Genomic DNA, 22,369 nt, shown 5'->3' on the forward strand with positions numbered 1-22,369 from the left:
GGACCAGCCGAATTCGGCCGGCCCTGGCTTTACGCCTGGCCGTTTGCTACTTGGCCTCATCCTCATGGCTGAACAGGGCATCGATAAAGTCTTTCGCATCGAAAGGCCTTAGATCGTCAATCTGCTCACCGACACCTATGTGTCTAATTGGTATGCCAAATTTATCTGCAATGGCGAAGATCACACCGCCCTTGGCCGTGCCATCGAGCTTGCTCATGGTGATACCCGTGACGCCAACGGCTTCTTTGAACAGCTGCGCCTGGCTAATGGCATTCTGACCCGTACTCGCATCCAGGGTCAACATCACCTCGTGCGGGGCGCTCTCATCTTGTTTCTTCATCACACGCACTACTTTCTTCAGCTCATCCATCAGATGGGCCTTGTTCTGTAGGCGTCCCGCCGTATCGGCGATCAAGATGTCTATCTTACGGGCACGCGCCGCCTGCAGCGCATCGAACAGTACCGAGGCACTGTCTGCGCCTGTGTGCTGGGCGATCACTGGAATATCGTTGCGCTGACCCCAGACCTGCAGTTGCTCGACGGCCGCGGCGCGGAAGGTGTCACCCGCCGCCAACATCACCGACTTGCCCTGCTGTTGATACTGCTTGGCCAGCTTACCGATAGTGGTGGTCTTACCCACGCCGTTGACGCCGACCATAAGGATAACGAAAGGTCCTTCGCTGTTTTCCGGCACCAGAGGAATGCTCACTGGCTCCAAGGTCTTCTGCATCTCTTCACGCATCAGCTCATAGAGGGCCTCGCCATCTTTAAGCTGCTTACGGCTTGCCTGCTCTGTCAGGCTGGCGATAAGGCGACTGGTGGTTTCTACCCCCACATCGGCGATCAACAGCTGCTCTTCCAACTCTTCGAACAGCTCATCATCGATCTTCTTGCCCTTGAACAGGCCGATGAAGCCACTACCGATATTCTCGCTGGTGCGCTTCAGTCCGCGTTTCAGGCGAGCAAAGAAACCCTCTTTGGTCGGCTTCTGCTGCGGCTCGGGCTGTTGTTCAACCTGCTCCTCTTGCCCTGCCTGTTCTGCTGCCAGACGGGCATTCTCCTCTTCGACGCGAGCCTGCTCTTCAGCTATGCGTTGCTGCTCAGCTTGTTCGGCTGCAAGGCGTTCTTGCTCAGCCTTTTCCGCTGCCAGGCGGGCATTCTCTGCCTCGACGCGGGCCTGTTCATCGGCTAGACGTTGCTGCTCAGCCTGCTCGGCAGCTAGGCGCTCACTCTCTGCTTCAAGACGGGCCTGTTCGGCGGCTTGACGAGCATTCTCCGTTTCGACGCGGGCCTGCTCCTCGGCGATGCGTTGCTGCTCAGCCTGCTCCGCAGCTAGACGCTCCTGCTCAGCTTGTTCGGCAGCTAGGCGCTCACTCTCTGCTTCGAGACGGGCCTGCTCGGCAGCTTGACGGGCATTCTCAACTTCGATGCGAGCCTGCTCCTCGGCAAGGCGTTGCTGCTCAGCCTGCTCGGCGGCTATACGCTGCTGCTCAGCTTGTTCCGCAGCCAGGCGCTCACTCTCTGCTTCGAGACGGGCATTTTCCGCTTCAATACGGGCCTGCTCCTCGGCTAGGCATTCCTGCTCTGCCTGCTCGGCAGCCAGACGTGCATTATCTTCTTCGACGCTAGCCTGTTCGGCATCTGCCTGGGTCGAAACTTCTACTTCTGGTGCCGCCGCTTCCTGCTTAGATTTATCTTTGCGGAACCAAGAAAAAAAACCTTTTTTTGCCATGTGTAATACCAGTACTCAACTAACTGATTCAAAATTCGCTATAAAGTCGTTTTGCGCCCGTTATTATAACCAGATAGCTAGGTTATTGACGCAGAAAAACACGGCATTTTTTTCGCTAATGCCCCGGGCTTTACACCTTTTTATTATGCTTTACGTTAAAATAGCGACCTCAATTTAGCGCAACAGTCTAACACTTAATCTGGTCAGGCCAAATTCCGCTAAATGAATCCACAAAATACAGGTAGAAAATGGCAAGAAATCGACCCGCAAGCGGACAGGTGAGGATCATCGCCGGACAATGGCGTTCCAGAAAACTTCCGATCCAAGATCTCGAGGGGCTAAGGCCCACCACAGACAGAGTCAGGGAAACCCTGTTTAACTGGATCGCGGGGGATCTTCCCGGTGCCCGCGTGCTCGACTGCTTCGGCGGCAGCGGCGCCCTCTGCTTCGAGGCGCTCTCTCGCTACGCCAAGTACGCCAAGGTATTCGAGCTACAGACCGGCGCGGCCAAACAGCTCAAGCAGAATCTTGCCACCCTCAAATGCGACTGCGCCGAGGTGGTACAGGGCGATACCTTAGTGCAGCTCAAGACGCCACCCACCGAGGGCTTCGATGTGGTCTTCATCGATCCACCGTTTCGTAAGGGGTTGGCCCAGGCCTGTATCGACGGCCTGAATGACCAGGCATGGCTCAATGAGGATGCGCTCGTCTATGTGGAGACCGAGCGTGAGCATCCGCCGCTAAACTTGCCTGGCCACTGGCTCCCTCTCAAGGAGAAACAGGCCGGTCAGGTGACCTATCGTCTTTATCGAGTCGAACGTGTGGAGGCTAAATAATGAAAATGGTCATTCTCATCGGCAAGGGGATCACCCTGTTTGCCTGGGCCGTGATGCTCTACAACCTGTTTGTCCCGGCAGAAGGCAACATAGGCATGCTGCTGACGCTACTGCTGGGGATCACCCTGGTGATGCATAGCCTGCAGACGCTGATCTTCCGCACCCTGTTTAAGCCGCTGATGACCATAGGTTACGGCGATTACCTGAGTGTCATGCTCTTTGGCGTCTTCAGCCTGCTGGAATATCGCCAGCGCGTGATGCAGCAAGGCGTCACCGACAATCAGGCCTAAACGCTGGTCTTTTGCTAAAAAAAAGCAGTCATTAAAAAAGCCCCATATAGGGGCTTTTTTATATCTTAATCTTAACCACTAGAGGCCGGGAACCCGTCCCTGATAGTTGATCGGGTAGTAGCCCTGGCTGTCGCGCTTACCGAGGAAGCTTAGCGCCTGCTTAAGATCGTCGGGCTGCGCCTCTGTCTCTTTGATCTTGGCGGTTACCTGCACCAGCTTGTCGGCCTTGAGCAGCGCATGACCACTGAGGCCTAAGGCATTCATGCTGTCATCCGTCTGCACCTTGATGTTGCCATCGACACAGCTCAGCGCCACGGCGACATCACCCAGAGGATACTTACCGAACTGGTTATTCACCTGCAACTGCTGGGCAAAGAGTTTACCCGTGAGCTGCTGACACCAAGGTACGCCCTGCTCCAAGTCTTGCAGCATCAGGCTGAAGTTGCCCCCTACCTGGGTACGAAACGGCAGACGCGCGTTACCCACCAGGAACTCGCTCGGCGCATCGAAACGCACGCCGCTGGCATCGATACCAGACATAGACAGGCTTACGAAACCCTTACCATTTACGGCGGTGGCGCGGCTGCCCACCACGAAGTCTATGTTAGCCCTGCCGGTCAGCAGGCCCCAGGGGCTCAGCTGCCAGCTAACCTGCTCCAGGCGACGCTTCTGCAGCATTAAGCTATCAATCTCACCGGACCAGATGCTGCCAGAGATCCCAGAGGCGCTCACCTGTTTAGGCAGGGGCGCTAACTTAACCGCCAGACTCGCCGGAAACAGGGCGATCAGAAACACCAGATAGACGAAAACGCCGATAACAATTTTTTTCACTAGACTCACAAAAAACCCTTACTACTTTGTTACTGCGAGAACTGGATGCGACGCACCTTGACGAAGCCTTCGGTCTCACCATCGGCCAGATCGATATTCTCCAGGGAGAGCCCCTTCTGTTGTACCAGATCGCTCAGGTAATCCAAGAGCGAATCGAAGGGCACCTCGTCCATCCACACCTGGATCTTATTGCCCTGGGGCTGCATGCGGGTGATCTCCAGACCATAGCTTTTAGCGCTCTGGGTCACCACGGCGCTGAGGCTGCCGGAGAAGCCCTTCTTACCACCAGACTGCTTGAGGCCGGCTATCTTGTTGGCCGTCTGCTTCACATAGTTAAGTGTGCTCTCCTGAGCCGTCAGGTTGCGCTGGGCATCCTCTTCGGCCTGGCTGATCGGCGTCCAGATCCCCCAGTAGAAGATGCCCAGCACCAACACTATGGCGCAAGCCGCCACGAGCTGCTGCTCGCGCAACACTAAGCCATTCCACCACGTCTTAATGTTGTCCATCTTACTTGCTCCTCAGGGTTAAGGTACTGGTCACTTCATCTTCGCCGCTGTTCATGGCGCCAGAATCCACCTGGAAGTGAGGCGAGATCAGCTCCTTAAACTGTTCGATCTGGGCATAGCTCTTGGCGGTGATCTGCATGCGCAGCTCGTTACGACCACCGTCAAAACGCAGGCTGGTCGGCTTGAGCTCAGGCACCTTATCGAAACCAACGGCAAGATCGTCTAGCATGGTGAAGAAGGCCATGCCGCCGCCCGCGCCTTGCAGGGTGCGCAGCTGACTCTCCATCTGCGAGCGCACGTTCACCATGCGCGAGCTACCCATCACCTGCTTGAAGATCTCGCCCGTCTGCTGCTGCAGACCTTCACGCTCGACGTTCAGCTGATGAATATTGAGTCCCTTGTTGACCAGAGCCAACACCAGGGCCACCAGGATGACGATGGCGGCATTACGCCATAAAAGCAGATGCTTGCTGTATTCGCGCTTAGGGGTATAGATACCGCTGAGCAGGTTTAGTGGCGCGTTGAGAATCCCCTTGGCCAACACCAACATGGGCAGATCCAGCGGTTGAGGCTTAACCTCGACCCCTTGAATATCCAGATCGCTGTAGCTCGCCAGGGTGATGGGCGTCTCTTCCTGGGCCTCGGCGAGTCTTGGCAGAGCGGCCTGGAACCAACTGGCATCCAGGCTGACGCCGCTACCCGTGCTGGTACGTAGCAGGTAATCTGGGCCAAATTTCATCGCCGCCCACTGGCATTCCTGTAGCGGTAGCGCCAGACAGTCGGGCACCAGTTGACGCGCCTTGATACCAGCTTCGCTCAACCAAGAGAGCCAGGTCTGCATCTGCTCGTGGGCCACCACGGCAACACTCAGCGACTCGCCATTACGCGGGCCGGGGACAAAATGCAGTTCATCGACATTCTCGGCCAGGGTCTCTTCAAGCATGAAAGGCAGGGCCTTGAGCGCCTGACGCTGGCCCTTCTCCGGTAGCTGCACCGAGGTAAGGGTAATGGCTGAGGCGGGCACCAGAATATCCACCGGACGGTTGCCGGCGCGCTCGGTCAGGGTCGACAGCCCCTGGGCGTCGCTCAGCTCTCCCGAGGCGATGATCTCCTGCTCTTGCTCCGACCATACCAGCCAAGAGCAGCTCTGCTCCGCGCTTCTTCCTAATCGGATAAATAATCTTTCACTCAATGTCTTTCTCCACAAGTCTCATTAAGTTGCTCTCGATGAGCTTGTCCTTTTATTAGCCTAGACGAGCGCTGCTCACCTAAGTGATTATTTTTGGCCGCCATATTGACGGGTCAAGACGTCCAGCTGGTTGTTACCGCCCACACGTAATACACTTTGCATCCTAAAGGTGGCGCTATCAACCTTAGCGCCCGCCTCCAGCAGAAAATACTGACTCTTGAGGCTAAAGCTCGATTCCAGATTTTTGTCCTGGCGCAGCCCTGAGATAGAACCATTAGACCAGAAGTCATCCAGGCTGTCATAGCCGTCACCCGGGCGCTGATTGATGATGCTTTCGGCCTCGCCCACGCTGATCTTATTATCAAACATGCCCGCCAGCAGCGCCGCCTGCTCCACCTCTATGGTGTTGACGTTCAGCACCTGGCGGTCATAGCCGGGTATGACGCAGATATAAGGCGCCAACTTGAGGTAGACCTCCTGGCTGAAGCCGATCACCGCCCGCAGCTCGCTGCGATGGCTCATCAGGGTGTTAGCCGCCCGGTAAGGCACGGTGCGCGACTCATAGTCAGCATCTTCGGCGCCGAACGGGCTGGCGACCGTATCCTCATCGATATAATCTTTCAGCGTATGGGTCAGACGCTCGGCGGAGAAGTCATCCATCCCCAGCGCCACCAACAGCCCCTTAAATTGTACCGCCGGCAGCGGCAGCTTGGGCTGGCCGTTTTCCACCTCTGTGGTCTCGATCGCCAGAGCGTTTAGGTTAAAACAGGCCTGCAGATCGCTGATACGACCGCCTATCTCACCCTGCTCGGCGGGAAACACCACATCGGCCTGGGCCCAATATTGCTGACGATGCACCTTGCCCTCATCGGCATCGTCCAAATCTTGTTTCAACACCTTCTTGGCCAGCTCTTCGGCCGAGATCGCATACCAATAGGCCTGATCGTACTGCGCCAGGTTAATGGTACGGCGCACAGAGATCTGGTTACGGCTGTTGATGTTGGTGGCTATGATGGCGATCATGGCCACGATCAACAAGACGACGATCAGCGCGACCCCACGCTGCTTTCCTGGCAAGCTATTCATCGTCATCTTCCTTGCCACCGGAACCGCCATCTTTACCTCCGTCGCTGTTGCCGCCGGAGTTGTTGCCACCGTTATTACCGTTATTGCTGCCGTTGTTATTGCCGTTATTGTTGCCGTTGTTATTACCGTTATTGTTGCCCGAGCCATTTTCACTCAGCATAGCGCCCAAAGGTAACAGGAACTTGCGCTGTACCTTACCCAGGCCTTCCACCTCAATTTCCATGGCGATCGCCTTGGGCAGGCTAGTGGCATCAAACTTACGCTGCCATTTGTCCTCGACATAGAAGGAATACTCCACAGAGAGGACATTTTTAATCACCACAGTCTTAATCGGCTCGGCGCCAAACTCCGGCTCGGGATAGGGAAAATACCAACGCTCCAGGTTGTTTTCCTGTACCACATAGGCCACCGACTGCAGGCTGCCTCTGGGCAAGAGCCCGTCAGGATTCAACCAGCCGATACGGTAGAAGACGATGGCCTCAGACTCTGAATCGAACAGATCTTTGCCGGTCTGAATCACGGTCGAGCCACGCCCGCCTTCTAACAGACGCGGAGTACGGGCCACCATCTGGCCAAAATCCCGCTCCAGGGCACCGAAGCCCTGTTGCAACGACTTGAGTCGCTGGGCAAACTCGGCGGTGACCTCATCGTTTTTCATTACTGTGCTGAGCACGGCATTCGCCGCCAACCCCAGCATGGCAAAGATGGCGATGGCGATCAGCATCTCCAGCAGGGTAAAGCCCTGTGCCCGCTTAGTCTTGCTTAAGCACATAACTGCTCACCTGGGCGATGATGCGCTTATAGCGCTCATCGTCGCTGACACTGATGCGTATCATTCGAAAATTATCATCTGTGGTTTTCACCACCTCTTTGCGCCAATACCACTCTTTTCCCGCCAGTTCGACGCTGCCGTCTTTACGGCCGAGATCCGGGAATTTCTTCTCCAGGCGGGCATCCACCATCTGGTTGCTGGCCACCCACTGGGCCAGGGTGCGCTCCTCGAGGATCGGCATGTTGGCCATCTGCTCACCCAGGCTCTTGGTGATGGAGACGGCGGCGATGGCAAACACCATGAGGGCCACGATCACCTCGAGCAGGGTCATGCCGGCGCTGCGGTGTCTGCCCTTGAGATTCAGGCCTAGCCTGCGCTTACTCATCGAATCCATCCTTTCTGCCCAGGGTCAGGCGGCCTAAGGCATCGCCAACCACCAGGGCCTCAATCTCCTGGCCACGCTCATCTTTACCGACGAAGGTCAGCTCGAAGACGCTCATCTCGCCGCTGGGAAACAGCAGCACCTGAGGTTCGGGAAACTTTTTCTTTTCATCTTCGCTACGCTCGATAAGCGGCTCATCGAACCAGGATTCATCCTCTTCATCTTCCTGAGTCAGGGGCAGACCGTCGAGCACCAGATGCATCTCGACACCTGGATCCATCTCTTTGGCCGCCAGCAGACGATCTTGCTGCAGCGGCTTCCATTTGCCCTCATCGTAGACGACAAACTCGTAGCGCTGCTTGTCGATGACTATGCCGATGAAATGGCCGCTGAGTATGGTCTCATCCAACACCAGCTCGGTGGCCGCCATAAACTGACGCGCCGTGCGCTCCAGCGCCTTGTGTTGGTCGGCGCCGCTCGTTGTATAAGTCACCGCGGCGGCAGCCAATCCCATCAGCAAGACGACCAGCAGGACCTCTAGCAGGGTGAAACCGAATTGGCGGACGCCACGCATAAACAGACTCGTCTTAAGGCTTATTGGAAATCTTGTAGATTCCAGTTACCGATATCGTCTTCGGTACCCGGTTGACCGTCAGGACCGGCACTGAAGATGTCGATCTTACCCTGCTCGCCTGGGCTCAATAGCAGGTAATCGTTACGCCATGGATCCTGTGGCAGACGCTTCACATAGCCGTCGGCGCGGTAGTTACGGGGCTCGGGTGAGATAGTCGGCTTCTGTACCAGGGCTTCGAGGCCCTGCTCTGTTGTCGGATAGACGCTGTTGTCCAAGCGATACATGTCCAAGGCATTTTCCAGTGCAACAATGTCAGATACCGCCTTTTGGATGTCGGCTTTATCTTTGTTGCCCATAAGGTTAGGCACAACCATAGAAGCAAGGATCCCTAAGATAACGATAACCACCATAACTTCCAGTAGGGTAAAACCTTTTTGCTTGTTTCTTGCTTGCATTAATACTTCCTCTATAAAAAATGCCCTAACATCTGCGGCTAGGACGGCAGTTGGTGATAAACGCTTGGGCGTTAACCACTAATCATGTTGTTGAGTTCTAAGATCGGCTGCAGAATCGCCAGGACGATAAACAGCACCACGGCCGCCATGCTGACCACCAGCATGGGCTCGAACACCCCAAGGGCGATGTTGACGTTAGACTCAAATTCTCTGTCTTGGTTGTCGGCGGCGCGCTCAAGCATCTGCTCCAGCTGACCACTCTTTTCACCCGAGGTGATCATATAGAGCATCATTGGGGGAAAAAGTTTAGTATTGGCAAGCGCCGCGCCTAGGCTAGTCCCTTCACGTACCCTGGCCGTGGCCTCCTCGACCGCCGCCCGTACCCGGACATTCATCAAGACCTCGCTGGCGATACGCATGGCATCGAGCAGAGGAACCGAACTGGCAGTAAGGATACTCAGGGTGCGTGCAAAACGCGCCGTATTCAAGCCCTTACTTACCCGGCCGACAACCGGCATCTTTAATATTGCGCTATCGTACTTCATCCGGTTGGCCGCGCTGCGCAGCAGCTGCTTGGCACCCACCACTAAGGCGATGATGACGCCTATGACGATCAGGCCATAGTCGCGAACAAAATCCGATGAGGCGATCAAAAACTGTGTCGTCCAGGGCAGTTCCTGGCCCATATGCTCGAACTGACCCACCACCTGAGGCACCACGGCGGCCAGCAGGATGGCGATCACACTGATGGCGACCAGGGTCAAAACGATGGGATAGATCATCGCCTGGGTCATCTTGGTCTTTAACTGCTGACGACGCTCGGTATAGTCGGCGAGGCGGTTGAGCACCACCTCGAGATGGCCCGATTTCTCACCCGAGGCAACCATGGCCCGGTAGAGATCGTCGAAGATATGGGGAAATTCGGCCATGGAATCGGCCAGGCTGTAACCCTCGACAACGCGAGAGCGCACCGCCATCACCATGCTGGCGAGACGATCCTTTTCACACTGTTGCCCCACGGCCTTGAGGGCCTCTTCCACCGGCAGGCCGGCGGCCACCAGGGTGGCGATCTGCCGGGTGATCAGTGCCAGCTCGGCGACCGAGATGCCGCGCTTGAAGCTGAAACCACCGCTCTTTGCCTTGGCTTCCTTCTCGACCACTGGGGTGATCTCCAGCGGCATCAGACGCAGCTCGCGCAGTTGCCCCCTGGCATGACGAGCCGTGTCGGCCTCGACAACCCCTTTCTGCTGTTTGCCCTGGGCGTTTAACGCCTTGTACTCAAATGCTGGCATGGCTACTCCTCGCGAGTGACGCGCAGCACTTCTTCCAGCGTAGTCACCCCGGCGAGGACTTTGATCATGCCGTCATGGCGAATGCTAGGTACCGTCTTACGAATATGCTTCTCAATGGCCAGCTCGCCGCGTCCTGTGTGGATAAGCTCGCGTACATAGTCGTCTACCAGCAGCAGCTCGTGGATACCGGTACGGCCACGGTAGCCGTTGTGGCCACAGGCCGAACAACCTGTCGCCCGGTAGATGGTGCGTGGATCGTCTTCGCTGATCCCGAGCAGCTCGCGCTCACGCAGGTCCGGCGTGTGCTCTGTCTTACAGCTAGGGCACAGGGTACGGATCAGGCGCTGCGCCAGCACCCCGAGCAGACTCGAGGATACCAGGAAGGGCTCGACGCCCATGTCCTGCAGACGCGTGATAGCGCCCGAGGCGGTATTGGTATGCAGGGTAGAGATAACCAAGTGACCCGTGAGCGAGGCCTGCACCGCGATCTGCGCGGTTTCCAGATCACGGATCTCACCTATCATCACCACATCCGGGTCTTGACGCAGTATGGCCCTCAGGCCACGGGCGAAGGTCATGTCGACCTTGGTATTGACCTGGGTCTGGCCTATGCCGGGCAGTTCATATTCTATCGGGTCTTCGACCGTCAGAATGTTAGTGTCGATGGCGTTGATCTCGGTCAGACCCGCATACAGTGTGGTACTCTTACCCGAGCCCGTAGGACCTGTAACCAGGATGATGCCATGGGGCTTACGGATCAGTTCGTCGAACTGATGACGTATCTCATCTGTCATCCCCAGCTGTTTAAGATCCAGGTTGCCGGCATTCTTATCCAGCAGACGCAGCACCACGCGCTCGCCGTGGCTGGAAGGCATGGTCGAGACACGCACGTCCACCGCTCGACCTGCGATACGCAGCGAGATGCGGCCATCTTGCGGCACCCGCTTCTCGGCGATATCCAGACGCGCCATTACCTTGATACGCGAAACCAATAGCGAGGAGAGCTTACGATTGGGCTTGAGCACCTCTTTGAGCACGCCGTCGACGCGGAAACGCACCACCAGCTGCTTCTCGTAGGTCTCGATATGGATATCCGAGGCTTCCTCTTTGATCGCCTCGGACAGGAGCGCGTTGATCAGCTTGATGATAGGTGCATCGTCGTCACCCTCAAGCAGATCCTCTGTCTGTGGCAGCTCCTCGGCCAGAGTAAACAGATCCATCTCGTTGCCGATATCTTCCATCAGCTGCTGTGCCTCGGAAGAGTTGGCCTGATAGACCTGAGTCAGCTTGGCCTCGAACACAGAGGGCTCCAGCTGCGCCAGTGCCAGCTCTTTTCCTGTGTAACGGCGCACCTCCAACATAGCGTCGATAGGCGTGTTGACTGTGTGGTACAGGGTTAATCCGGCTTCGTCGTCCTTCTCCAGCACCAACTCGAATCTGTGGGCGAAGGCGAAGGGCAGACGATCCCGGCTGCTTGAGTGAAAGACCTCGTCGGATTCGGCCTCCGAGGCTAGCCCGAGTTCACTCGTTACCTGGGCCAGTTCCTCGTTTTGCGTGGCTTGGATATCACTCATCTTGCTTATCTTGCTGCTTGTTTTCGTTGATCTGTTTCAGCGCAGGATCGGTTTCACGCATCTTGGTGTCTAACCCCTTGCGATCCTTATAACGCTGCAGCACTTCGTTAACTTCAGGCGGCAGGTACTCTGCCTGATTCCACTCTTCCAGGATAGGCACGCTGGTATTTGGCATCAGGTTCACGCCACGTTCCTGCTGCTCGAGCTGCAGGGCACGGAAGTAGTTGTACTTACGACCGGCAATGCCTTCCATGGTCACGCCATCGCGTATGATGGTCGGCTTGATGAAGACCATGAGGTTTTTCTTCTTCTTACCGCTAGAAGAGGACTTAAACAGGTGACCTAAAATAGGGATGTCACCGAGGAAAGGCACCTTCTGCACGCTCTCCTGCACCTCTTCGTTGATCAGACCACCCAGCACCACTATCTGGCCTGAATCGGCCATCACGGTAGTGGTCAGGCGACGGGTCGCGAAGGTCACATCGACCCCTGTCTTCCCGTTGATGCCTGAGACTTCCTGCTCGATGGTGAGCTTAACCGTAGTGCCTTCGTTAATCTGTGGCACCACCTTTAACTTCACGCCCACCTCCTTACGCTCAACCGTCTGGAAGGGGTTGCTGTTACCATTGCTAGAGTTCTGGCTGCCTGTCAGTACCGGCACCTCATCACCCACGATGAAGGAGGCTTCCTGGTTATCCAGGGTAGTGATAGAAGGGGTTGCCAGCACGTTCGACTTGGTATCACTCGATACCGCTTGGATCAGGGCGCCGAAGTCACCCATAGCCACGCCCCATGCCATACCGTTGACCTTGCCCAGCGCCTGGGCCAGCAGGGTGATGTCACCCTTCTTGTCCGGATTATCGGTACAGGTCAGGTTATCACCAGAGCCGGTACAGCTATTACTTGCCTTCTCATCTTGCGCCGCCCAGATACCGGCACCGATCTCGCCGATAGTGGGGCCTAGATTATTAAACTGAGTACCGCCACCGGCCTCTGTGGCCCACTGCACGCCAAAGCCGACATCGTCACCCTCGGCGACCTCGACGATAATGGCTTCCACCAATACTTGCGCGCGGCGTATATCTAACTGGTTGATGACGCTCTCAAGGGTGCGCATCTGATCTGGCTCGGCGCTGATCACCAGTGCGTTGGTGTCTGGGTGGGCCATGATATTAATTTCGTTGCGGCGCTTGCTGCGACCACCCTGGGCCTGACCGCCCTCCTGATCTTTGGCCAGCTTCTCGGCAAAGCCGGTCAGCACTTCCACTAAGTCTTCGGCCTTGGCATAACGCAGGTAACGCACCTTGGTATTACCTGTGGTCGCCTGCTCGGCATCTAACTTCTTAATCAGGGCCACCACGCGCTGACGACTCTTCTCATCACCGCTGACGATTACGGCGTTGGTACGCTCGTCGGCAACCACCTTAGGCGCCTGACCCGGTAGCTGTGACTGGTTGGCGCTGGCGCGATACAGGGTGTCGATAATGCGCACCATCTCGCCGGCAGAGGCGTATTCCAGCGGCACAACCTGTACCTCGGTATCACCCTGCTTATCGACGCGGCGGACAATTTCCACCAGCTTGTTCACCACGGCCGCACGACCAGAGATCATCAAGACGTTTGACGGGTCATAGTTGACCACGTTACCGCCACCGGCGTTGTCATTTAGCTGACGCAGCAAGGGAGCAAGCTGTTTGGCCTCTGTGTTATAGAGCGCGACAATGCGGGTCACCATCTCATCGCCAAGGCCAGGGGTGCTGTCGTCGGCAACGCGGATCGCCGAGGTCTTGGCGTCTTTGTCCTTGATCACCTTGATGATGTTGTTGTCCATCTCGACTACGGCGTAGCCATAGACCTGCAACACGTTAAGGAAGAATTGATAGTACTGCTCGTCGTTAAGCAGATCGTAACTGCGTACGTTGATCTTGCCGCGTACAGTAGGGTCGACGATGATAGTCCGGTTCAGGTTCTTACCAACTATGTTGATAAATTCCTGAATGTCAGTGCCCTTGAAATTAGCCGCGTATTGTTCCGACCACGCCACTTGTGGCGCTAACAGCGAGGCGCCCATCACGACGCTCGCGATAAGATTGCGGCGTATTTTCTTGTTGTTCATTAATGACTTCCCCTAACCCTTTTTATTGCGGCAAACTAAACATGATCTCAACCAGCTGACCCTCTCTTTCAACCATCAGAGAAATTTCGGTCAATTCTGGCAACTGCGCCATCACTTCCAATGCTTGGCTCATATCAGTCAGATCATAGCCGTTCATTGATTTTGCTAAATCGTTGGCCTTAAAGCCAGCCTGTTCAAATAATTGTCTGTCCTTGCCCGGATTCAGGCGATATCCCTGCAGCTCGCCGCCGACATTGACCGGTGAGATGGCAAGGTAATCTGTGATCTTGCTGGGGTCTTCCAGCAGGGCGTCGCGCGACTCTTCCAGCTCTTTAGAGACGGCGCTGTTGCTACGTTTGTCTATGGTGCGTACATCGCGAGAGGAACGCGCCTCTTGCAACTGGCTATTGGCGGCGCCCTGGGTCTCATACTTGAGGCCGTCGAGCATCAGTGTCTCGTAGCGACCACTGTTGGAGATGATGATGCGATCGGCATACACCTCTTTAAGCGAGGCTGAGGTGCCCTTGATCTTGTCGCCCAGGCTATAGGTGTTCTGGCTGCCGCTGGATTCGATCACAGCCAGCCCATGCTGCTCTGCAGTAGAGGCCACCACGCCGGTCAACTGAATCGACAGCGAGGTCTTAGGGGCATCGGTGATCTTCTCTTCCACCACGGGCTTAGGCTTATCCGAATTAGGATCCGTCTTACCGAAGAGGGCTAATTCCTGCAGCGTAGAGACATTCACCTGAGACGATGACTGGCTGCTGGAGACAGGGGTCGCCTGCCATTTTTGTGGGGTTTCTGCGACGGGCACCAACTTCCATGTGATCTGCGCCAAAAGATAGATAGCGGTAATCAAACCGAGCCAGAATACGGCCGAACTCAGAGGCTTCTGCGGCACGGCAGAGGCCTTAGATATTACTTTGTCTAATAAATCCATATTATTGTGGACCCTCTTTGCAGGCCTCTAATCTGATTATGATAATTTCCTAGCTGTGGCTCATGCTAACCTACACAGCTAATCGCAACAAGCCCATAACAGTCTCTTTATTGGCCTATAGAGCCGATTTATGCTAACTTTACGCGCCTAAAAAGGGTGTGAGGTCTGTCGCTATCTCATCTGTTGGCTAACGACAAGTATGGACTATTTTTTCAGCCTGTGAGCTTGCACATCTTTATACACCTAAGGAGACCTGATCACCATGACCTCAGAGAAAGAGCTTGGCGTTCGGCTCGACAAGTGGCTGTGGGCCGCCCGCTTCTACAAGACGCGTGCAATCGCCAAAGAGATGATCAACGGCGGTAAGGTGCACTACAATGGCCAGCGCACTAAGTCGAGCAAGCTGGCCGAAGTCGACGCCGTGATTAGATTACGACAAGGATATGACGAAAAAGAGATCGTCATAAAAAAATTATCCGAGCAACGCCAGAAGGCGGTGGTCGCCCAAACCTTATATGAAGAGACGCCAGAAAGCATAGCCAAACGCGAAACCTATGCCGAGGCAAGACGCTTGAATGTGCTCAACAATCCCGCGCCGGATACCAAGCCAGACAAGAAACAGCGTCGCCAACTAATACGCTTTAAAGAAAGCTAACTGTGAGACACAAATGAGTAAAGATATCTTAAACCGTTACCTATTCGACAACGCCGATGTGCGCGGACAAATCGTACAGCTAGAGAAGAGCTATCAGGAGATCTTGTCGGCCCACACCTACCCTGAGGCCATTGCCCGTCTGCTGGGCGAGCTGATGGCGGCCACCTCTTTACTCACCGCTACACTGAAATTTGATGGCGACATCAGCGTACAGGTTCAGGGCAATGGTCCGGTATCATTGGCGGTGATCAATGGCAACAACCTGCAGCAGCTGCGCGGCGTCGCACGCTGGGAAGGCGAAGTCGCCAAAGACGCCAGCCTGCAACAGCTGATGGGACAGGGACACATGGTGATCACCCTGACCCCGAACAACGGCGAGCGTTATCAAGGCGTAGTGGCGCTGGAGAAGGAAACTCTGGCCGAATGCCTGGAACAATACTTCCTGCAATCTGAGCAGCTGCCTACCGCCATCCGCCTGTTTGCCAACGGCAAGCAGGCCGCCGGCATGTTGCTACAGGTTCTACCGGGCGAGGACGAGCACAACGAAGAGTTCGAACATCTCGAGCAGCTGACCAGCACTATCAAAGCCGAAGAGCTGTTCGAGCTCGAGGCAACAGAAGTATTGCACCGTCTGTATCACCAGGAAGAGGTTCGTTTGTTCGATCCTATCGAGGTCACCTTCTCCTGTACCTGCTCACGCGAGCGTAGCGGTCAGGCACTCAAGACGGTAGCCAAAGAAGAGCTGGACGCCATCCTGGCCGAACAGGGCAAGATCGAGATGGGCTGCGAATACTGCAACAGCAGCTACAGCTTCGATTCTATCGATATCGAGGCGCTATTCAAAAACGCCCCCAAGGCCGATACCCAGCAGTAAATCATTGGCTTAAATTCATGATTAATAGAGGATGCCTGTGCGCATCCTCTTTTTTTCACGATTTTCGCGATCTTCCTCACACATTCAATTCCGCTTAAGTTACAATCGGGCCTCTGCCTATCATGCAGATAAAACAAAAACAAGCTGGCACAGACCGGCCAACCCTACTCGAATGATGGAGACCTTACAGATGGCGGATGGATCTAAGCAAACTCATAAAAATCCCTCTACGGCACAACTAGTTGAGTTTGCACTCGCACGCGGCGAAGGAGAGCTAACGGCGAATGGTGCATTAGTGGCAAAAACCGGCGAGCGTACCGGGCGTTCACCGAACGACCGCTTTATCGTGAAAGAAGCGAGCAGCGAAAATGATATCGATTGGGGCTCGGTCAACAAGCCGTTCGCCATGGATGCCTTTAACGCCCTATGGGATCGCGTCGCAACTTACCTGGCCGACAAAGAAACTTTCGTTTCTGAGCTGGAAGTGGGTGCCGACCCTGAGCACTACCAACCCATTGAAGTTAAAACTGAAACCGCCTGGCATCAGCTCTTTGCCCGTAACCTGTTTATCGTACCTGAGCAGTTTAACGTGGCCAACAAGCCTGTATGGCAGATCATGAACGCACCGGGTTTCGAGTGCGATCCTGCTCGCGATGGCACCAACTCAGACGCCACCGTCATCATCAACTTTGCCGATCGCAAGGTACTGCTGGCTGGCCTGAAGTACGCCGGCGAGATGAAGAAGTCTATGTTCTCTGTGCAAAACTTCCTACTGCCCGCCAAAGGCGTGCTGCCAATGCACTGCTCGGCCAACGTCGGCAGCGAAGGCGACACAACCCTATTCTTCGGCCTGTCAGGCACGGGCAAGACCACACTGTCTGCCGATCCTAAGCGTTTCCTTATCGGCGACGACGAGCATGGCTGGGCACCAGGCGGCGTATTCAATATCGAAGGCGGCTGCTACGCCAAGTGTATCGATCTGAGCCAGAAGAACGAGCCGGTGATTTGGGATGCAATCCGTTTCGGCACCGTACTGGAAAACGTCACCCTGGACGAGCAACGCATCCCTGACTACAGCAACACAGAGCTGACCGAGAACAGCCGCGCGGCCTATCCGCTAGAGCACATCGCTCAGCGTAAGGAAGAGAACCGTGGCGCCGAGCCAAATGCCGTCGTCTTCCTGACCTGTGACGTCTCTGGCGTGCTGCCACCTGTGTCTAAACTCAGCAAAGAGCAGGCGGCCTACCACTTCCTTTCTGGTTACACGGCTAAGGTGGGGTCAACCGAGATGGGCTCTACTTCTGCGATTCAATCAACCTTCTCGACCTGTTTCGGCGCACCATTCTTCCCACGTCCGGCAGGCGTCTACGCCGAGTTGCTGATGAAGCGTATCGAGTCATTCGGTAGCCAGGTTTACCTGGTCAACACCGGCTGGACCGGCGGTCCACACGGCGTAGGTAAGCGTTTCGATATCCCAACGACCCGTGCCATCGTCGATGCCATAGTAAGTGGCGAGCTAAAAGACGTGGAAACGGTTCACATCGACAAGCTGAACCTTGACGTGCCAGTAGCTGTGACTGGCGTCGATGCCAAGCTGCTTAACCCGGTCAACACCTGGGCCGACAAGGCAGAGTACGACAAATATGCTCAGCAGCTGGCCGAAGAGTTTGCCGCCAACTTCACTAAGTACGACGTGTCTGACGCCATCAAGCAGGCTGGCCCTAAGGCGTAAGCCCTGGGTCTGATGACAATATTTAAAATGGCCCGTCGGGGCCATTTTTTATTGCCTAACGCTCAGCAAGCCCTGCCTTCCAACCTACCCGATCGGGTAATGGTAATTTAATCAAAGCCATAGATAATGTCCTTTCAGCCGTATTGGACCTCGGCTAAGTTGTCGTTGTCGGGTCCTTTTCATTGTTAATATTTGTAAGGACACAAATATGCGATTAACTCACCTTAGCTCTCTGCTGCTCGGTACCTGTCTACTCAGTGCCTGCGGCGGCTCCAATAACGATTCAGATACCCCAACCGACGGCGGCACGCCGCCTCCCACGAGTTTCGACCATAGTGTTGTCGGCACTGTGGTGTACCAGGGCGCGGTAGCCGGCGCCGAGGTCTGTGTGGATCTCAACCAAAATGCCAGCTGCGACAGCGATGAACCCAGCGCCATTGCGGATGCCGAAGGTAAATACCAGATAGACTGGAGCAGTGACGTCGAAATGCCCATCTATGATCTGATCGCCAACTGGCAACAGGCAGCAGAAGCCAGCAGCAAGCCAGCCCTGCTCAAAGCAGCTTTTCGTCCGGAATCTCTAAACACCAATGCCTCAAGTACGGCAGCCGAATCCACTAGTACCCAGGCCGTGATCTCCATGGAGGGAGTCGGCAAGTTGGTTGCCCTGCAGGAACACGGCGGTGAGATCAACCCTATGACTCATCTGGAGTATCAGCGCGTCGCCCGCATGCGCGCCGCCGGTACCACCTCCCTTGATATCGCAACCCAGCGCACTCTGCTCGCCGCTCTATTGCTGACTATCTACGATCGCGACGGCAATCCCTATAAACTGAGCACCGAGCAATCCCTCGCCCCTGAATTTATCGACACCTACCGACTGCATCGTCATCTGGAAGCCTTGATCGGCGATCAGCTCAGCGATGTGCTGGCCGTGGATGACATCATGTCAACCATCCGAGACCAGCTAAAGACCCTGGTAGAAGAGAGTGGCATGAGCACCGAGGATTATTTAGCCAGCGACCCCATGGCGGTGCGCTTCCTGGTCAACAATGCACTGATCGCCGAAGAGTATATCGAGACACCAATCGATGCGAAGATCATGTCGGACGCCGACTGGCAGGTGATCAACAGCCACTTCCTTGAGGACGACCAGCTGCATAGCAACTTCACCCTGGCCCCCGCCACACTACGGAGCCTCTTTACCCTCACTTATGGCACGCCCGATCTCACCTTCGTAGGTTCTATCGTCGAGGGCAAGGTCAATGGTCGGGTATTCGATGATCGCGACGGAACTGACACTCCAGAGGAGTGTTGGAACAAGGAGCTAAAACATTGGGTTATCGAAGGCGACAAAGACTATCAGCCGCCCGAAATTAAGTACGAAAACAACACACTCCAGACTGTGTACAGTGGCACCTCGGTACCCATCACAATCGAATTCACTAAATACTCAGGCACTGGTGAGGAGTGGCAGGCCATTCTCAGCACCACGCCACCGGCACTCAAGCTGGCCGAACTCAACTGGCCAAGCCAAGTGTACCGCTACCGTGGAAAACAGGCAGATGACGTGATGTGCCGTGTACGGGGTGAGTTCGCCACCTGGCCCATGCCGAGCCATCAAGATCCAGAGCTCTTGACCACGGCGGATGTCGCTCGCCTCTTCTGGCCAGCCTTCTACCCAGACGATGTAGTGGTCGATGAAGAGAACAAAACCATCAAGCTCAACATCACGGGGGAGGTCACGACTTATCAATGGTCGCTGAGCACCAGTCCAAGCGATGAGCCTGTTCTTCGTCTGAAGCAGATAGACCTGCCAGCCGCCTATGCCGAATTTGTGTCTGTCGATAACTATCTGATCCAAGGCGATAAGCTCATCGAAGTCAGTATCTACGAGGCCACCGACTACAGCGGCAAGCTCGGCGATTACCTCAGCATCAGCTTCGACGGCAATGAAGACAACTTCAACCAGCGCTTCTACAAACACCTAGAGGCGATCGTCAAGGGGCAATAGCCTTAAGCCGGTCGCATTAGAGCTTACTGCTAAGCGAGAGCAAGCCAAGCAAGTCAGCTACATAAAAAGAGGATGGTGAATGCCATCCTCTTTTTATTCCCCAACAGCCCAGCCACAACACGCCGTTTTACCAAAAAAAGCGACTCAACTCTCCACAAAGCCCGCCGCTCGCATCCAATACTTATACTCAATTCTTATGTTAAGCACTTATGTTCAGTACTTGGGCTTTATCCTCAGGGTTAGCCTTAATTCACAGACTCTTCTCCTCGCCCGTGCTACGCTGCGCGCCTGCAAGACTATACTCATTTCAAAAGCATAACTGACGACAAGACGAGGCAAAGGTGAAAACCAAGACAAGTAGGCTATTAGGCAATATCGGGGTGCAGGTGGTGATCGCCATGATTATCGGCGCCGCCGTCGGTTTTATCATGGGTGAGCAGGCCAGCATGTTTGCACCGCTGGGCACCCTATTCATCCACCTGATCAAGATGCTGGTTATCCCTTTGGTGCTGGTCTCCATCATCTCGGGCGCCGCCAGCCTGGGTGACAGCCCCTCTGCGGGCAAGATAGGCATAGGCACCTTCGGCTTCTTCATCATCACCTCGGGCGTGGCCGTCGCCTTGGCACTCCTGCTGGGCTCACTGTTCCAGCCCGGTAACGGCGTCGATTTCACCGCCCACAGCGCCAGCGGCCTGATGAAGGTGACCGAAGAGCATGGCGCCCTGCCCGGCGTGATGGACACCTTTATCGGTATGATCCCCACCAATGTGTTCGAGTCGCTGACCGGCGGCAACATCCTGCAGATCTTGGTCTTTAGCATCTTCTTCGGCATTGCCCTCACCAAGGTGAAGGGAGAAGGCAGCAAGCCGATCTTGGCGGCGCTTAACACCATAGTCGACGCCTTCGTCTGGATGATCAACTGTGTCATGGTGATCGCGCCTATCGGCGTATTTGGCCTGATGGCCGATTCTGTGGGCACCTTCGGCTTCGACGCGCTAGAAGTGGTCTTTAAGCTGTTCGCCGTGTTTGTCCTCGGCATCTTGCTGTTTGGCTTCCTCTTCTTCCCGCTGCTGGTGCAGTTGTTCTCCAACGTCAGCGCCAAGAAGTTCATCAGTGTCATGAAGAAGCCTCAGGTGATGGCACTTTCTACGGCCTCCTCAATGGCCACCCTTCCTGTGAACATGGAGACCTGTGAGGAGGAACTGGGCGTCTCTAAACCCACTGCCTCCTTCGTGCTGCCCCTAGGCGCCACCATCAACATGAGCGGTAACGCCATCTACTACGGCCTGGTGGCCATCTTCTTTGCCCAGATGTACGGCATAGATCTCAGCCTGGGCGCCTACATGGCGATCATCTTCACCTCGACCCTGGGCGCCATAGGCCAAGCCGGCGTACCAGGCCCCTCCTTCCTGGTGGTGGCCGTGCTGTTGGCCGCGGGTATCCCCATCGACGGCCTGCCGCTACTGTTCGCCCTGGACAGGGTGTTTGACATGATCCGCACCTCACTCAACATCACTGGCGATGCAGCCTGTGCGGTGATCCTGGATAAATACACCAAGGCCGAATAACGGGCTAATAATATCTTGGCCGGGTGCCGTTGGCATCCGGCTATCTTTTTCCTGCGACCAACTATCGACCTCCTGCTACCAGCTATCGACTTTCGACCATCGGCACTCGCTATCACCTGTTCAAATGCGCGTTCGCTCAATGCTTTTCTCCCCAAGCGAGTCCAGTCTCAGCGCCATTTTCTACCGCTTAAAAGTCAAACAAACCAAACTTTATGTAAAGCATGCTTGACCTTGATTCTTTTTTAGCCTAACTTGTTATGTAAAGGGTGTTTGACATTTTTAGCAAACGAGAGGAACTGCACATGAAACAGATCATCGACGCCATCTGCTCCAGAGGGCTACCGTCAAGGGATATTCAAAATGCTAACCGGGTGAACCTGCTCGCCCTGCTGTGGGCGCTGAGCCTGGGCGGCACCTCATTCCTTGCCCACCAAGGCTATCTGGCCAGCACCTGGGTCGTGGTAAGCTGCTTCATCCTCCATGGCGCCATCGGCATCTGGATGCTGTTGGCCTTCAAACGCTTCCTGCGCCAACTCGACGAGATGGAGCGCAAGATACAGCTAGATGCCCTGGCCTTGGCCGTCGGCGTCAGCATCATAGGTTTCTCCCTCTACTCGATTCTAGATCTGGCAGACTTGCTGCCGGATCTTAAGGCGGCCTATCTGGTGGTGCTGCTGGCGCTCACCTATATGCTGGGGATCATCTTCGGGAGACTGAGCTACAGATGAAGAACCGTCTAAAACCCCTGCGCGCCGAGCGCAACTGGACCCAGGCCGACCTGGCGGGACTGCTGGATGTATCACGCCAGACCATCAATGCCATCGAGAAGGGCAAGTATGATCCCAGCCTGCCACTGGCCTTTAAGATCGCCCGGCTGTTTCAACTGCCCATAGAGGCGATCTTCGAGGAAGACGAGGCCTAGGCCTCAGGCCTCAGGCCTACTAATATATC

The 22,369-nt window shown here is 55.4% G+C and carries 22 protein-coding genes; 9 read left to right on the forward strand and 13 right to left on the reverse strand.

Annotated elements, in window-relative coordinates:
• Positions 1-46: 46 nt before the first annotated feature.
• Positions 47-1,732 (reverse strand): signal recognition particle-docking protein FtsY, encoded by a 1,686-nt coding sequence (gene ftsY / locus SHEW_RS18690; RefSeq protein ID WP_011867400.1) that lies wholly within the window; start codon positions 1,730-1,732, stop codon positions 47-49.
• Positions 1,733-1,980: 248 nt separating this feature from the next.
• Between ftsY and rsmD the strand changes: the two genes are divergently transcribed.
• Positions 1,981-2,568 (forward strand): 16S rRNA (guanine(966)-N(2))-methyltransferase RsmD, encoded by a 588-nt coding sequence (rsmD, locus tag SHEW_RS18695; RefSeq protein ID WP_011867401.1) that lies wholly within the window; start codon positions 1,981-1,983, stop codon positions 2,566-2,568.
• A complete protein-coding gene (locus SHEW_RS18700; RefSeq protein WP_011867402.1) occupies positions 2,568-2,858 on the forward strand; it encodes a DUF1145 domain-containing protein in 291 nt (96 codons plus the stop codon). Before rsmD ends, SHEW_RS18700 begins: the two co-directional genes overlap by 1 nt.
• 78 nt (positions 2,859-2,936) lie before the next feature.
• Here the strand turns inward: SHEW_RS18700 and SHEW_RS18705 are convergent, their stop codons facing one another.
• From SHEW_RS18705 to gspC, 12 genes are all read right to left on the reverse strand, one after another.
• Positions 2,937-3,698 carry a type II secretion system protein N gene (locus SHEW_RS18705; RefSeq protein ID WP_011867403.1) on the reverse strand — a complete coding sequence of 254 codons (762 nt, stop codon included), beginning with the start codon at positions 3,696-3,698 and terminating at the stop codon, positions 2,937-2,939.
• A 20-nt stretch (positions 3,699-3,718) separates the two neighbouring features.
• Positions 3,719-4,195, reverse strand: coding sequence for a type II secretion system protein M (locus SHEW_RS18710; RefSeq protein WP_011867404.1), 477 nt, complete (start codon positions 4,193-4,195; stop codon positions 3,719-3,721).
• 1 nt (position 4,196) lies between these two features.
• The gene (gspL, locus tag SHEW_RS18715) at positions 4,197-5,387 is read right to left on the reverse strand and encodes a type II secretion system protein GspL (protein WP_011867405.1); all 1,191 of its coding nucleotides are present in this window, start codon (positions 5,385-5,387) and stop codon (positions 4,197-4,199) included.
• Between the two features lie 84 nt (positions 5,388-5,471).
• Positions 5,472-6,470 carry a type II secretion system minor pseudopilin GspK gene (gene gspK / locus SHEW_RS18720; protein ID WP_011867406.1) on the reverse strand — a complete coding sequence of 333 codons (999 nt, stop codon included), beginning with the start codon at positions 6,468-6,470 and terminating at the stop codon, positions 5,472-5,474.
• The gene (gspJ, locus tag SHEW_RS18725) at positions 6,463-7,242 is read right to left on the reverse strand and encodes a type II secretion system minor pseudopilin GspJ (protein ID WP_011867407.1); all 780 of its coding nucleotides are present in this window, start codon (positions 7,240-7,242) and stop codon (positions 6,463-6,465) included. Before gspJ ends, gspK begins: the two co-directional genes overlap by 8 nt.
• Positions 7,223-7,627 (reverse strand): type II secretion system minor pseudopilin GspI, encoded by a 405-nt coding sequence (gene gspI, locus SHEW_RS18730; RefSeq protein WP_011867408.1) that lies wholly within the window; start codon positions 7,625-7,627, stop codon positions 7,223-7,225. Before gspI ends, gspJ begins: the two co-directional genes overlap by 20 nt.
• A complete protein-coding gene (gene gspH, locus SHEW_RS18735) occupies positions 7,620-8,198 on the reverse strand; it encodes a type II secretion system minor pseudopilin GspH (RefSeq protein WP_011867409.1) in 579 nt (192 codons plus the stop codon). The genes gspI and gspH overlap by 8 nt, the downstream gene beginning before the upstream one ends.
• 20 nt (positions 8,199-8,218) lie before the next feature.
• The gene (gene gspG / locus SHEW_RS18740) at positions 8,219-8,653 is read right to left on the reverse strand and encodes a type II secretion system major pseudopilin GspG (protein WP_011867410.1); all 435 of its coding nucleotides are present in this window, start codon (positions 8,651-8,653) and stop codon (positions 8,219-8,221) included.
• A 71-nt stretch (positions 8,654-8,724) separates the two neighbouring features.
• A complete protein-coding gene (gene gspF, locus SHEW_RS18745) occupies positions 8,725-9,945 on the reverse strand; it encodes a type II secretion system inner membrane protein GspF (RefSeq protein WP_011867411.1) in 1,221 nt (406 codons plus the stop codon).
• A gap of 2 nt (positions 9,946-9,947) precedes the next feature.
• Positions 9,948-11,519 (reverse strand): type II secretion system ATPase GspE, encoded by a 1,572-nt coding sequence (gene gspE, locus SHEW_RS18750; protein ID WP_011867412.1) that lies wholly within the window; start codon positions 11,517-11,519, stop codon positions 9,948-9,950.
• Positions 11,512-13,635: a type II secretion system secretin GspD gene (gene gspD / locus SHEW_RS18755; protein ID WP_011867413.1), complete on the reverse strand. Its 2,124-nt coding sequence runs from the start codon at positions 13,633-13,635 to the stop codon at positions 11,512-11,514. The genes gspE and gspD overlap by 8 nt, the downstream gene beginning before the upstream one ends.
• 22 nt (positions 13,636-13,657) lie before the next feature.
• Positions 13,658-14,575, reverse strand: coding sequence for a type II secretion system protein GspC (gspC, locus tag SHEW_RS18760; RefSeq protein ID WP_011867414.1), 918 nt, complete (start codon positions 14,573-14,575; stop codon positions 13,658-13,660).
• Between the two features lie 262 nt (positions 14,576-14,837).
• Between gspC and hslR the strand changes: the two genes are divergently transcribed.
• From hslR to SHEW_RS18795, 7 genes are all read left to right on the forward strand, one after another.
• Entirely contained in the window at positions 14,838-15,230 is a 393-nt protein-coding gene (hslR, locus tag SHEW_RS18765) for a ribosome-associated heat shock protein Hsp15 (RefSeq protein WP_011867415.1), read from the forward strand.
• 13 nt (positions 15,231-15,243) lie between these two features.
• The gene (gene hslO, locus SHEW_RS18770) at positions 15,244-16,104 is read left to right on the forward strand and encodes an Hsp33 family molecular chaperone HslO (protein ID WP_011867416.1); all 861 of its coding nucleotides are present in this window, start codon (positions 15,244-15,246) and stop codon (positions 16,102-16,104) included.
• 190 nt (positions 16,105-16,294) lie between these two features.
• Positions 16,295-17,836 carry a phosphoenolpyruvate carboxykinase gene (locus tag SHEW_RS18775; RefSeq protein WP_011867417.1) on the forward strand — a complete coding sequence of 514 codons (1,542 nt, stop codon included), beginning with the start codon at positions 16,295-16,297 and terminating at the stop codon, positions 17,834-17,836.
• Between the two features lie 208 nt (positions 17,837-18,044).
• A complete protein-coding gene (locus tag SHEW_RS18780) occupies positions 18,045-19,850 on the forward strand; it encodes a hypothetical protein (RefSeq protein WP_011867418.1) in 1,806 nt (601 codons plus the stop codon).
• Positions 19,851-20,191: 341 nt separating this feature from the next.
• A complete protein-coding gene (locus SHEW_RS18785; protein ID WP_011867419.1) occupies positions 20,192-21,418 on the forward strand; it encodes a dicarboxylate/amino acid:cation symporter in 1,227 nt (408 codons plus the stop codon).
• Between the two features lie 302 nt (positions 21,419-21,720).
• Positions 21,721-22,146 carry a hypothetical protein gene (locus tag SHEW_RS18790; RefSeq protein WP_011867420.1) on the forward strand — a complete coding sequence of 142 codons (426 nt, stop codon included), beginning with the start codon at positions 21,721-21,723 and terminating at the stop codon, positions 22,144-22,146.
• Entirely contained in the window at positions 22,143-22,340 is a 198-nt protein-coding gene (locus SHEW_RS18795) for a helix-turn-helix transcriptional regulator (RefSeq protein ID WP_011867421.1), read from the forward strand. Before SHEW_RS18790 ends, SHEW_RS18795 begins: the two co-directional genes overlap by 4 nt.
• Positions 22,341-22,369: the final 29 nt, after the last annotated feature.

Origin of the sequence: Shewanella loihica PV-4 (assembly GCF_000016065.1) — a bacterium.
Lineage (GTDB): Bacteria > Pseudomonadota > Gammaproteobacteria > Enterobacterales > Shewanellaceae > Shewanella > Shewanella loihica.